11 protein-coding genes and 1 riboswitch are annotated in these 12,797 nt (G+C 70.4%); of the genes, 7 read left to right on the top strand and 4 right to left on the bottom strand.

Annotated features, from left to right (window positions below):
* Nucleotides 1–75: 75 nt before the first annotated feature.
* The 6 genes from AC3ETA_RS04865 (at nt 76) to AC3ETA_RS04840 (ending at nt 7,295) form a co-directional block, all read left to right on the top strand.
* The gene (locus AC3ETA_RS04865; RefSeq protein WP_432191556.1) at nt 76–1,365 is read left to right on the top strand and encodes an HD-GYP domain-containing protein; all 1,290 of its coding nucleotides are present in this window, start codon (nt 76–78) and stop codon (nt 1,363–1,365) included.
* Complete coding sequence (locus tag AC3ETA_RS04860) at nt 1,362–2,603, top strand: HD-GYP domain-containing protein (protein WP_432191555.1); 1,242 nt, start codon at nt 1,362–1,364, stop codon at nt 2,601–2,603. Before AC3ETA_RS04865 ends, AC3ETA_RS04860 begins: the two co-directional genes overlap by 4 nt.
* Nucleotides 2,604–2,712: 109 nt before the next feature.
* Nucleotides 2,713–3,693, top strand: a complete 981-nt coding sequence (locus AC3ETA_RS04855) for a tetratricopeptide repeat protein (protein ID WP_432191554.1) — start codon at nt 2,713–2,715, stop codon at nt 3,691–3,693.
* 143 nt (nt 3,694–3,836) lie between these two features.
* Entirely contained in the window at nt 3,837–4,487 is a 651-nt protein-coding gene (gene def, locus AC3ETA_RS04850) for a peptide deformylase (protein WP_432191553.1), read from the top strand.
* Nucleotides 4,488–4,785: 298 nt separating this feature from the next.
* Complete coding sequence (cyc1, locus tag AC3ETA_RS04845; RefSeq protein WP_432191552.1) at nt 4,786–5,871, top strand: epi-isozizaene synthase; 1,086 nt, start codon at nt 4,786–4,788, stop codon at nt 5,869–5,871.
* Nucleotides 5,868–7,295 carry a bifunctional albaflavenone monooxygenase/terpene synthase gene (locus tag AC3ETA_RS04840; protein ID WP_432191551.1) on the top strand — a complete coding sequence of 476 codons (1,428 nt, stop codon included), beginning with the start codon at nt 5,868–5,870 and terminating at the stop codon, nt 7,293–7,295. Before cyc1 ends, AC3ETA_RS04840 begins: the two co-directional genes overlap by 4 nt.
* On the opposite strand, the gene AC3ETA_RS04835 is transcribed toward AC3ETA_RS04840, so the two are convergent.
* On the bottom strand, nt 7,231–8,196 hold the full coding sequence (locus tag AC3ETA_RS04835) for a helix-turn-helix domain-containing protein (protein ID WP_432191550.1): 966 nt from the start codon (nt 8,194–8,196) through the stop codon (nt 7,231–7,233). The genes AC3ETA_RS04840 and AC3ETA_RS04835 overlap by 65 nt on opposite strands.
* Before the next feature lie 92 nt (nt 8,197–8,288).
* Between AC3ETA_RS04835 and AC3ETA_RS04830 the strand changes: the two genes are divergently transcribed.
* Complete coding sequence (locus tag AC3ETA_RS04830; RefSeq protein WP_432191549.1) at nt 8,289–8,528, top strand: hypothetical protein; 240 nt, start codon at nt 8,289–8,291, stop codon at nt 8,526–8,528.
* Here the strand turns inward: AC3ETA_RS04830 and AC3ETA_RS04825 are convergent.
* The 3 genes from AC3ETA_RS04825 to AC3ETA_RS04815 all read right to left on the bottom strand — a co-directional run bounded on the left by AC3ETA_RS04825 (nt 8,441) and on the right by AC3ETA_RS04815 (nt 12,710).
* Nucleotides 8,441–9,454 (bottom strand): ribonucleotide-diphosphate reductase subunit beta, encoded by a 1,014-nt coding sequence (locus AC3ETA_RS04825; RefSeq protein WP_432191548.1) that lies wholly within the window; start codon nt 9,452–9,454, stop codon nt 8,441–8,443. The genes AC3ETA_RS04830 and AC3ETA_RS04825 overlap by 88 nt on opposite strands.
* Nucleotides 9,454–11,889, bottom strand: coding sequence for a ribonucleoside-diphosphate reductase subunit alpha (locus AC3ETA_RS04820; RefSeq protein WP_432191547.1), 2,436 nt, complete (start codon nt 11,887–11,889; stop codon nt 9,454–9,456). The genes AC3ETA_RS04825 and AC3ETA_RS04820 overlap by 1 nt, the downstream gene beginning before the upstream one ends.
* A gap of 125 nt (nt 11,890–12,014) precedes the next feature.
* A riboswitch (cobalamin riboswitch) is annotated at nt 12,015–12,151 on the bottom strand.
* A gap of 52 nt (nt 12,152–12,203) precedes the next feature.
* The gene (locus tag AC3ETA_RS04815; protein WP_432191546.1) at nt 12,204–12,710 is read right to left on the bottom strand and encodes a GNAT family N-acetyltransferase; all 507 of its coding nucleotides are present in this window, start codon (nt 12,708–12,710) and stop codon (nt 12,204–12,206) included.
* Between the last annotated feature and the right edge of the window lie 87 nt (nt 12,711–12,797).

Here is a 12,797-nt window from a genome sequence, read left to right as displayed (position 1 = left end):
CGGTCGTAAGACCGCGAACCTCCCCCTCGCCGCCTTAGGCTCCCTGCCTGAGGCGCGCGGCCGGGGGAGGGGCGTATGGAGTCGACACCCTTACGGGCCCGTGTCTTCATCGGCACTGTCGCTCTCGGCGCCCTGTGCTGCATGCACGGGCTGTCGTCGACGCACACCCCCTGGTGGGCCGTGGCCCTGCTGGCCGCGCTCTACGCCGGGGGCGAGCGGCTGTCCGGCTCGTTCTACCCGGTGCTCCTCTCCGGCGTCTTCCTGCTGGCACCGTCCGCCGCCGCGCTGGTCGCGGTGCCGGGCGCGCTGATCGCCCCGGCCGGCGGCCGGCCGCAGCCGCTGCGGCGGGTGTGGCGTGCGTCCCAGTCGGCGCTCGCGGTGTGGTCGGCGGCGTGGGTGTACCGGCTGCTGGGCGAGCAGGACGCCGTGGAAGCGGCCGACTTCCCGCATGCGCTTGTGGACGCCGGAGCAGCGGTCCTGGCGTTCTGCGTGGTGCTGACCGCGCTGGACGGCGGGATCCTCGCGCTCGCCGAGCGCCGGCCGCTGCGCCGGACCTGGCGCGAGCTGTTCCTCAGATCCCTCGCGCCGATCGCCGTGCACGGTCTCGCCGGGCTGATGATGGCCGTGCTGTGGCGCAGTCCCTACGGCCCCCTGTCCGCGCTGCTCGTGCTGCTGCCGATGTGCGTGTCGTGGTGGGCGTTCGCCCAGTACCACCGCGAACACGCGGCCCACCAGGCCACCATCAGGGCACTCGTCCAGGCCGTCGACATCAAGGACGGCTACACCCGGGGCCACAGCGAGCGGGTCGGCCGGGCCACCATGATGATCGCCCGTGAGCTGGGCCTCGCCGACGAGCGCGTGGAGGTGCTCCGCTTCGCCGGGATCCTGCACGACGTCGGCAAGCTGGGCGTGCCCACCCGGCTGCTCCGCAAGAACGGGCCGCTGACGCCCGAGGAGCGGCGGATCATCGAGCTGCACCCCGAGTACGGACACGAGATGGTCCGCGGGATCTCCTTCCTCGGCGAGGCACGGGCCGCCGTGCTGCATCACCACGAACGGCTGGACGGCACCGGGTACCCCTACGGGCTGAGCGGGAGTCAGATCCCGGAGTCGGCGCGGGTGGTGGCGGTCGCGGACGCCTTCGACGCGATGACGTCGACCCGGTCCTACTCACGCGCCCGGCCGGTACCCGTCGCCCTGCGCGAGCTGGAGAAGTGCGCGGGCTCCCAGTTCGACCCCCGGATGGTCGGCGCCCTCGTCCGCGCAGTCGACCAGCACGGCTGGCACCCCGCCGTGACCGCCGACGAGACCGCCGTGCCCGCGCCGCGCCCGCAGAACGCGGGCGCGCCCGGAGCGCCCCGATGAGCGGCCCGCGGCCGCCGGCCCTGCTCACCGCCGTCCACACCGGCGCCGCTCTCCTCGCCACGGGCTGTCTGCTCGGCATGCTCGCAAGCGGCCTCGTCGACCGCGGGACCGCCCTCGCCTTCGGGGCTCTCGTCACTCTCGGTGAGCTCACCCGCTGGACCGGCGCCGAAGGCAGGGAGGCCGCGCCCCTCGGCGCCGCCGCCGCGCTGTCGTACGCCCTGCTGGGGGAGAGCGGCGGCGAGCCCACCCAGCACGGGGTCGCCCAGGTCGTCGGTGTCGTCCTGGCCGCCTCGCTGCTCGGCAGCGTCCCGCACATCGCGCGCGGCCGTCCCGTGCTCGACCACCTCGCCCGGCGCATGCTCACCGTCGGATTCGCCGCCGCCTGCTTCCAACCCCTTTTCAACCAGGGCACGTTCCACGACTGGGGCACCTCCTACGCGCTGCTCCTGCTCGCCATCCTCACCCTCACCACTCTGTGCGACGCCGTGCTCGCGGCCGCGCTGGCGCACGCGCGCACCCGGTGGCCGTTCGGGCCGCTGCTGAGGGACGAGCTGCGGACGACCCTCGGGGTCGGGTCGGCCGTCTGCGCGACGGGCGCGGTGATGGCGCCGGCGGTCGCCGTGGTCGGGCTGTGGGCGCTGCCCGTCTTCTCGCTGCCCCTGCTGCTCACCCAGATGTCCGTCCGCCGGTACGCCGACGTGCGGGCCACCTACCGGCAGACCATCGCCTCCCTCGCCCGGGCCACCGAGATCGCCGGATACACCCCGGCGGGACACGCCCGGCGGGTGGCCGCGCTCAGCCGGAAGGTCGGGCGGGAACTGGGCCTGTCGGAGGCCGAGCTCACCGTGCTGGAGTACGCGGCCCTGATGCACGACATCGGGCAGCTCAGCCTGGTCGACCCGGTGCCGGCCGGCGCCACCGCCGTACTGCCCGTCGAGGAGCAGCGCAGGATCGCCCTGCTCGGCGGGGCGGTCGTACGGCAGACCGGGGTGAGTCCGCAGGTCGCGACGGTCGTGGAGCGGCTCGCCGACCCCGGTCAGGAGCAGCCGGTCGCCGCACGGATCGTGCGGGCGGTCAACGCCTATGAGGAGAAGTCGCGGGACGCCGGGCCCGACGGGCCGCTGAAGGCCCTGGAGGAGCTGCGGCTGGGCAGCGCCGGGGACTACTCGCCGGAGGTGGTGGGTTCCCTGGCGGCGGTCCTGTCCAGAGACTGTCTGACAGGGCCTGGCGCTGGGTAACCCATGGGTAATGAGCGCCCTTCCAGCCGTACGTGGTTGGATGCGAATGAGAGTGTGTCCGGGGGCGAGCACTAGCCAGCCCACTCCACGGAACTGGCAGGCGGGAATCGTGAGGATCTTCGGCAAGGGACGGCACCGGCCCTCCGCCTCCTGGCGGCAGGCCACCGACCGGGCGTTCACGCTCATCGGCGACGGCCGGTACGAGGACGCGGGCGCGCTGCTCACACGTGCCGCCGATCTGGAGCCCTGGCTTTCGGAGTCCTGGTTCAACCTCGCGCTGCTGCACAAGTTCCGGCACGACTGGGAACAGGCCCGGGCGGCCGGACTGCGTGCCGTGGCGCTGCTGGAGCGGGAGACCGGGGCGCCCGACTGGTGGAACGTCGGCATCGCGGCCACCGCGCTCCAGGACTGGCCGCTGGCCCGGCGTGCCTGGCAGGCGTACGGGCTGCGGGTGCCCGGTGGGGCGACCGAGTCCGGTGAGCCGGTCGGCATGGACCTCGGCAGCGCGGCCGTACGGCTGTCCCCGGAGGGGGAGGCCGAGGTCGTGTGGGGGCGGCGCCTCGACCCCGCCCGGATCGAGGTGCTGTCGATTCCGCTGCCGTCCTCCGGGCGGCGCTGGGGCGAGGTCGTGCTGCACGACGGGGTGCCGCACGGCGAGCGGACCACGGCGTCCGGGCACGCCTTCCCGGTCTTCGACGAGATCGAGCTGTGGGCGCCGTCACCCGTGCCCACCTGGGTGGTCCTGCTGGAGGCCGCCACCGAGGCCGACCGGGACGCGCTGGAGCAGCTCGCCGCGGACGCCGGGTTCGCGGCGGAGGACTGGTCGTCGTCCGTGCGGCTGCTGTGCCGGATGTGCTCCGAGTCGCGCATGCCGTCGGACGAGGGCGACGGGGAGCATCTGGATCCGCACGACCACAGCGAGCCGGGGCATCCCGGGCCGCTGGGGCACCGGACCGACGGGCAGCTGTGGGTGCCGGAGCGGGAGTGCGGGGTGGCCGCGCCGGCCGCGCTGGTTCGGGGGTTGCTGGACGGGTGGGTTGCCGACAGCCCGGATTCCAGGGATTGGCGGGACCTGGAAGAAGTCTGCTAGTCGCCGTCGGGGCGAGGCCGCCCGCAGGCCGCGGGCTGTCCGGGGCTGGTCGCGCAGTTCCCCGCGCCCCTGCCGGGGCGCGTCCCCCGTACCCTGTATTCGCACCACACCCCCTGTTTTTCTGAGGAAGGCATACGTCGGTCATGGCCCAGCAGGACACCGAGCAGCAGCACGCGGGCGTGCTCCCCGTGGACGACGAGGGGTTCGTCGTCGACACCGAGGACACGGAGGAGCGCGAGAACGCCTGGCGTGAGCGCGGCACCTCGCGGCCGATCACCGTGGTGGGAAACCCGGTTCTGCACAAGGAGTGCAAGGACGTCACCGAGTTCGGCGCCGAGCTGGACCAGCTGGTGGCGGACATGTTCACCTCGCAGCGCACCGCCGAAGGCGTGGGCCTGGCCGCCAACCAGATCGGCGTCGACCTGAAGGTCTTCGTCTACGACTGCATGGACGACGAGGGCAAGCGGCACGTCGGCGTGGTGTGCAACCCGAAGCTCGTCGAGCTGCCCGCGGACCGGCGCCGGCTGGACGACAGCAACGAGGGCTGCCTGTCCGTGCCGACCGCGTACGCGCCGCTCGCCCGGCCCGACTACGCCGAGCTGACCGGGCAGGACGAGAAGGGCAGCCCGATCAAGGTGCGCGGCACGGGCTACTTCGCTCGGTGTTTGCAGCACGAGACGGACCATCTGTACGGCTATCTCTACATCGACCGGCTCTCCAAGCGCGAGCGCAAGGACGCGTTGCGGCAGATGGCCGAGAACGAGCCCCGCTACCCCGTGGTCGCCAACGACTGAGACGGCCCTTCGGCCCCACAAGTCACTTACGCACGGCGCCTGGTCAGGTTCCCCCTCCTGACCAGGCGCCGTTCGCATGTCCGTCGCATGTTCGAACCCATACACGCAAGTAGTGATCCAGATCCAGTCACAAAGAGGGAGAATCTCGGCACCAGGGGGTAGTGAAAGAAGCAAATGCGTTCCCAAAACGGTCAGTTATGGTGCTGAATGGAAGTGCGGGGATACGCGACGGCGCACGCCCGGCACAACGGGAGGGGCGTGCACGACTGCACAACTGGCGGCTGAGAGGAGTTTGTTCGTGCATGCTTTCTCGGACAGCACCACAGCGACACCGACGGCGGTCCCGGTTCCACCGTCGCTCTCTCTCCCGATGATCGAAGCGGCCTTTCCCAGGCAACTGCATCCGTATTGGCCCCAGCTCCAGGAGAAGACCCGCGCCTGGCTGCTGGAAAAACGTCTGATGCCGGCCGACAAGGTCGAAGAATATGCCGACGGCCTTTGCTACACGGACCTGATGGCGGGGTACTACATTGGCGCCCCCGACGAGGTGCTCCAGGCGATTGCGGACTACAGCGCGTGGTTCTTCGTCTGGGACGACCGGCACGACCGCGACATCGTCCACCAGCGCCCCGCCGCCTGGCGGCGGCTCAGGGACCTCCTGCACGTGGCGCTCGACTCCCCGGAGGGCCATCTGCACCACGCGGACCCGCTGGTCGCGGGGTTCGCGGACAGTGTGACGCGGCTGTACACGTTCCTGCCCGACACCTGGAACATCCGGTTCGCCCAGCACTTCCACGCCGTGATCGAGGCGTACGACCAGGAATTCCACAACCGCATCGAAGGGAAGATACCCACCGTCGAGGAATACCTCGAACTGCGCCGTCTCACATTCGCCCACGCGATCTGGACCGATCTGCTGGAGCCGAGCGCAGGAATGGAACTGCCGGACTCCGTGCGACAGCATCCCGCATTTCGACGGGCGGCCCTGCTGAGTCAGGAATTCGCCGCCTGGTACAACGATCTGTGTTCATTCCCGAAGGAAATAGCGGGCGACGAGGTGCACAATCTCGGAATCAGTCTCATCACCCACAAGGGGCTGACACTCGAAGAAACGCTGACGGAAGTCAGGCGACGGGTCGAGGACTGCGTCTCCGATTTCCTGGTGGCCGAGAGAGAGGCCCTGCAATTCGCGGACCTGCTCGCCGACGGCACCTTGTGGGGAACACAACTCGCCGCCGCCGTGCGCGCCTGCGTCGGCAATATGCGCAACTGGTTCAGTTCCGTCTACTGGTTCCACCACGAGTCCGGCCGTTACCGGGTCGACAGCTGGGACGACCGGTCCACGCCCCCGTACGTCAACAACGAAGCGGCAGGTGAGAAATGACCGTCGAGTCAGTACGTCCCGAGGCCCAGCCCCGTGCGGCTTCGGAACTGCGTGAACCGCCCCTCGCGGGCGGGGGAGTTCCGCTTCTCGGTCACGGCTGGCGGATGGTGCGCGACCCGCTGGCCTTCATGACGACGCTGCGCGAGCACGGCGACGTCGTGCGGATCAAGCTCGGACCGAAGACGGTGTACGCCGTCACCACGCCGGAACTCACCGGCGCGCTGGCGCTGAGCACCGACTTCGAGATAGCCGGGCCGCTGTGGGAGTCCCTGGAGAGCCTGCTCGGCAAGGAGGGCGTGGCCACCGCCAACGGGCCACGGCACCGGCGTCAGCGGCGCACCATCCAGCCCGCGTTCCGGCTCGACGCGATCCCCGGGTACGGGCCGATCATGGCCGAGGAGGCGCACGCGCTGACCGGGCGCTGGCAGTCCGGCGAGACCATCGACTGCACCGCCGAGTCGTTCCGGATCGCTGTGCGGATCGTCGCCCGGTGTCTGCTGCGCGGCGCGTACATGGACGAGCGGGCGGACCGGCTGTGCGCCGCCCTCGACTCCCTCTTCCGCGGTATGTACCAACGGATGGTGATCCCGCTCGGGCCGCTTTACAGGCTGCCTCTCCCAGCCAACCGCACATTCAACCGCGCCCTGGCCGATTTCCATCTCCTGGTCGACGAGGTCGTCGCCGAACGCCGGGCATCCGGTCAAAAGCCGGACGATTTGCTGACGGCATTGCTGGAGGCGCAGGACGAGAATGGCGACCCCATCGGGGAGCAGGAGATCCACGATCAGGTCGTCGCGATATTCACCGCGGGCGCCGAAACCGTGGCCTCCACGATCTTGTGGCTGCTCCAGGTGCTCGCGGAACATCCGGAACACGCCGACAAGGTGCGCGCGGAGGTCGAATCCGTCACCGGCGGGCGGCCCGTGGCATTCGAGGACGTCCGCAGCCTGCGGCACACCAACAATGTCGTGGTGGAGGCGATGCGTTTGCGCCCGGCGATCTGGATTCTCACGCGACGGGCGGTGACCGATACGTCACTCGGTGGCTATCGCATTCCGGCCGGAGCCGACATCGTCTACAGCCCCTACGCCGTCCAGCGCGACCCGGAGTCGTACGCGCGCCACCTCGACTTCGACCCCGACCGCTGGCTTCCGGAACGCGCCAAGGAGGTGCCGAAATACGCCATGAGTCCGTTCGGCGTCGGCAACCGCAAGTGCCCGAGCGATCACTTCTCCATGGCGATGCTGACGCTGATCACGTCGGCCCTGGCGACCGAGTACCGCTTCGAGCAGGCACCCGGATCCGACGACGCGACCCGGGTGGGGATCACCCTGCACCCGCACACCCTGCTGCTGCGGCCTACGCGGCGCTCGGCCCCCGGAACGTCCGCCGGTACGCCTGGGGTGTCGTCCCCAGCGCCGTGACGAACTGATGGCGCAGCGCGGCCGCGGTGCCGAAGCCCGTCCGGCCCGCGATCGCGTCCACCGTCTCGTCCGTCGCCTCCAGCAACTCCTGTGCCAGCAGCACGCGTTGGCGCAGGATCCAGCGGTAGGGAGTCGTCCCCGTCTCCTGCTGGAAGCGGCGGGCGAAGGTGCGCGGGGACATGAGCGCGCGTTCGGCGAGCTGCTCGACCGTGACGTCCTCGTCGAGGTGGCGCTCCATCCAGGTCAGCACCTCGCCGACCGTGTCGCACTGGGAGCGCGGCAGCGGGCGCTCGATGTACTGGGCCTGCCCGCCGTCCCGGTGCGGCGGCACCACCATGCGCCGGGCGATCTTGTTGGCGACCTCCGGCCCCTGCTCCTGGCGCACGATGTGCAGACAGGCGTCGATGCCGGCGGCGGTGCCGGCGCTGGTGACCACCGGCCCCTCGTCGACGTACAGCACATCGGGCTCGACGATCGCCCCCGGGTGCTGTCGGGACAGCTCCCGGGCGTGCTTCCAGTGCGCACTGCACCGCCGCCCGTCGAGCAGCCCGGCCGCGCCCAGCACGAAGACGCCGGAGCACACGCTGAGCACCCGCGCACCCCGCTCGACCGCCCTGACCAGGCAGTCCAGCAGCTCGGGCGGATAGTCGCGCACGACGTAGTCGCGGCCGGCCGGCAGCGCGATCAGGTCGGCCTCCTCCAGCCGCTCCAGACCGTACGGCGTGCAGACGGTGAGTCCGCCGACATGGGTGCCCAGCGTCGGCCCCTCCGCCGAGACGACGGCGAAGTCGTACGTGGGCAGCCCTTCGTCGCTGCGGTCGATGCCGAACACCTCGCAGACGACGCCCAGTTCAAAGGGGTGAACACCGTCGAGGAGGACGGCGGCGACGTTCTTCAGCATGCTGCCATTGTGCCTCGCCGGTGGCAGTAAATCGATGGTGTGAGGCAGTCCTGCCACTGTTCGTAAGGAGTGTCCGGCACGACAGTGGTGTCATGAATACGGAACAGGCACAGACACTGCTCGCCCTGGTCGTCGTCCTCGGGATGTTCGTCCTCCTGGCCCTCCCGTCACTGATCGGCGCGGCGCGCGACCGGCGCATCGACCGTCAGATCAGGGAGGCCCAGGAGCGCGACAGGGCCGAGGCTCAGAAGTCCTCGTCCAGGTCGACGGTGCCCTCCACCGCGACCTGGTACGCCGACGGACGCCGCTCGAAGAAGTTGGTGAGCTCCTGAACACCCTGCAGCTCCATGAAGGAGAAGGGGTTCTCGGAGCCGTACACCGGAGCGAAGCCGAGCCGCGTCAGACGCTGATCGGCGACACACTCCAGGTACTGCCGCATCGAGTCGGTGTTCATGCCCGGGAGGCCGTCACCGCACAGGTCGCGCGCGAACTGCAGCTCGGCCTCGACGGCCTCCCTCAGCATGTCGGTGACCTGCTGCTGGAGCTCGTCGTCGAAGAGCTCCGGCTCCTCCTTGCGGACGGTGTCGACCACGTCGAACGCGAAGGACATGTGCATGGTCTCGTCACGGAACACCCAGTTGGTGCCGGTGGCCAGACCGTGCAGCAGACCCCGGCTGCGGAACCAGTAGACGTACGCGAAGGCGCCGTAGAAGAACAGGCCCTCGATGCACGCGGCGAAGCAGATCAGGTTCAGCAGGAAGCGGCGCCGGTCGGCCTTGGTCTCCAGGCGGTCCAGCTTCTCGACCTCGTTGATCCACTTGAAGCAGAACCCGGCCTTCTCGCGGATCGAGGGGATGTTCTCGACGGCGTCGAAGGCCGCCGCCCTGTCCTGCGGGTCGGGCAGATAGGTGTCGAGCAGCGTCAGATAGAACTGGACGTGCACGGCCTCCTCGAACAGCTGGCGCGACAGGTACAGGCGCGCCTCCGGGGAGTTGATGTGCTTGTACAGCGTCAGCACCAGGTTGTTCGCCACGATCGAGTCGCCGGTCGCGAAGAAGGCGACCAGCCGGCCGATGAGGTGCTGCTCGGCGGGCGTCAGCTTGGCGAGGTCGGCGACGTCCGAGTGGAGGTCGACCTCCTCCACGGTCCAGGTGTTCTTGATGGCGTCCCGGTAGCGCTCGTAGAAGTCCGGGTAGCGCATGGGACGCAGGGTCAGTTCGAAGCCCGGGTCGAGGAGATGGGTGTTACGGGTACTCATTACTGGCAGGCCTCGCAGGACTCGGGGTTCTCAAGGGAGCAGGCGACGGCGTCGGGCTCGGCGACCTGCTGGACGGGGACGGTCTTCTCGGACTGGGCGGCCTGGCCCTGGGCGGCGCGGGCGATGCGGGTCGCCGGGCGCGAGCGCAGGTAGTACGTCGTCTTCAGGCCCGACTTCCAGGCGTACGCGTACATCGAGGAGAGCTTGCCGATGGTCGGCGTCTCCAGGAACAGGTTCAGGGACTGCGACTGGTCGAGGAACGGGGTGCGGGCCGCCGCCATGTCGATCAGGCCGCGCTGCGGGATCTCCCACGCCGTGCGGTACAGCGCCCGTACGTCCGCCGGGATCCAGGCGAAGTCCTGCACCGAGCCGTTGGCCTCGCGCAGCGCCTCGCGGGTGCGGGCGTCCCAGACACCCAGCGCCTTCAGCTCGTCGACCAGGTAGGAGTTGACCTGGAGGAACTCACCGGAGAGCGTCTCGCGCTTGAACAGGTTGGACACCTGGGGCTCGATGCACTCGTAGACACCGGCGATGGAGGCGATGGTGGCGGTCGGCGCGATGGCGAGCAGCAGGCTGTTGCGCAGGCCCGTCGTGGTGATCCGCTCGCGCAGCGCCGCCCAGCGCTCCGGCCAGGTGAGCTCGACGCCGTAGTGGTCGGGGTGCAGCACGCCCCGGGCGGTACGGGTCTTCTCCCAGGCCGGCAGCGGGCCGCTGCGCTCGGCGAGGTCGGCGGACGCCTCGTACGCGGCGAGCATGATCCGCTCGGCGATGCGCGTGGAGAGCTGTCTCGCCTCGGCCGAGTCGAACGGCAGCCGCAGCTTGAAGAAGACGTCCTGGAGGCCCATCGCGCCCAGGCCCACCGGCCGCCACTTGGCGTTCGAGCGCCCCGCCTGCTCGGTCGGGTAGAAGTTGATGTCGACGACGCGGTCGAGGAAGGTGACGGCGGTGCGGACCGTCTCGTCCAGGCGCTCCCAGTCGATCTCCCCGCCGCTCACGAAGGCGCCGAGGTTGACCGACCCCAGGTTGCAGACCGCCGTCTCGCCGTCGTCGGTGACCTCCAGGATCTCCGTGCAGAGGTTGGAGGAGTGCACGACATGGCCCGGCAGGGCGGTCTGGTTGGCGGTGCGGTTGGCGGCGTCCTTGAAGGTCATCCAGCCGTTGCCGGTCTGCGCGAGGGTGCGCATCATGCGGCCGTAAAGGTCGCGGGCCGGGATGGTCCTGCGCGCGAGCCCTTGCTCCTCGGCCTTGCGGTAGGCCGCGTCGAACTCCTCGCCCCACAGGTCGACGAGCTCGGGCACGTCGGCGGGGGAGAACAGGGACCACTGGCCGTCGGCGTTGACCCGGCGCATGAACTCGTCCGGGATCCAGTGCGCGAGGTTCAGGTTGTGCGTACGGCGGGCGTCCTCACCGGTGTTGTCCCGCAGCTCCAGGAACTCCTCGATGTCGGAGTGCCAGGTCTCCAGGTAGACCGCGGCCGCGCCCTTGCGCCGGCCGCCCTGGTTCACGGCGGCGACCGAGGCGTCCAGCGTCTTCAGGAACGGGACGATGCCGTTGGAGTGCCCGTTGGTGCCGCGGATCAGCGAACCCCGGGAGCGGATGCGGGAGTACGACAGGCCGATGCCGCCGGCGTGCTTCGAGAGGCGGGCGACCTGGTGGTAGCGGTCGTAGATGGAGTCGAGCTCGTCGTTGGGGGAGTCCAGGAGGTAGCAGGACGACATCTGGGGGTGGCGGGTGCCGGAGTTGAAGAGCGTGGGGGAGGACGGCAGATAGTCGAGCCTGCTCATCAGGCCGTAGAGCGCGGCGACTTCGTCGACGGAGCGGGGGGTGTCGTCCTCGGCGAGACCGGCGGCGACGCGCAGCATGAAGTGCTGGGGCGTCTCGATCACCTTGCGGGTGATGGGGTGCCGCAGGAGGTACCTGCTGTGCAGGGTGCGCAGGCCGAAGTAGCCGAAGCGGTCGTCGGCGGCCGTGTCCACCAGAGCGTCCAGGCGGGCCGCGTGCAGGCGCGCGAACTCGGCGGTGCGGTCGGCGATGAGGCCCTCGCGGTGGCCGACCGCGACCGACTCGGTGAAGGACGTCACACCCTGCGAGGCGGCCTCGGCGGCGATGGAGATGGTCAGCAGCCGGGCGGCGAGCCTGCTGTAGGCGGGGTCCTCGGAGATGAGCCCGGCCGCCGCCTCGGTGGCCAGCTCGCGCAGCTCCGCCTCGTCGGCCCGGGCGGACCGGCCGCGCAGCGCGGCGGCGGCGACCCGGCCGGGGTCGGCGTCGGGGAGGTCGGCGGTCAGCTCGGTCAGGAGCCGCAGCAGATCGGAGGGCCGGCCCGCAGGGTCTCCGTCGAGGGCGGCGGCGGGAGACGGCAGGGCGGTTCCGGGGGCGTCCGCGTCGGTCGGGACCGATGGGACGACTGAGGCCGGGTCTGCTGGCGCGATGGTCACGTGGGGGCTCTCCCTCGCTCGGCACGGGGGCCTTGCGGAGGGCAGGGGGCAGCACACGAGCGCACACGGCGTCGCGTCCACCGGCCCATTCCACGAGGCCCGGACGTCAGGGCGCACCGGCCGGTCGGCCGGGCGCGCTGTCGGCAGGTCCTCGGACTGACTCCTGTGCACGACTGAGGGAACAGACGTGCACAAGTACACCGTTGCGGGACAGTTCCGGATTCGCACCGGATTCCCCTGCGGCGACAGCGAGCATGAGCATACATCTTGTGCTCGCCCGCCACGCCACCCCCAGATGTTGTGTCGCGCTGGTTTCAGAGCGTCAACTCATAGGTGAGAAGAGTGATGTCGTCGAGCTGCGGGAGCGGATTCCAGTCCCGCTCGGGTGTGCGAACAAAACCCAGCCGTTCGTAGATGCGATGGGCGCCGTGCATGGTGCGCTGGGTCGACAGGACGATCCGTACGCAGCCCTCCGTGGCCCGGGCGCGGTCGACGCAGGCGCGGACGAGGGCCTCGCCGGCGCCGCGTCCACGGCCCGCGCGGTCGACGGCGAGCATCCGGATCTCGGCCTCGCCGGGGAGCGCGATGTCGGCCATGGGGCCGCCGCTCGGCACGAAGGTCACCCCGCCCAGCAGCCGGCCGTCCGCGACGGCCACGAGTACCTCGGCGGCGGTCGCGCGCTTGGCCACGTCCCTGAGTTCGCCGAGGTACGCGTCACTCTCGCCGAAGTCGAGGAGCCCGTCGTGGAGATAGGCCCGGGCGGTGATCTCGCCGAGCGCGTCGAACTCACCGGGTTCCGCCGGCCGGATCGCGATGTCCATGGGCCCGAGTCTGCCGGACGGCCGGGCGGACGGGCCCGGGGTTTTGTGCCGAGGGCCGCCGGGTTGCGGGGAGTTCCGGGAGTGCTT

Source organism: Streptomyces sp. bgisy027, from assembly GCF_057710365.1.
Note: the sequence above shows the minus strand (reverse complement) of the source record. Positions and strands in the feature narration are given on the sequence as shown.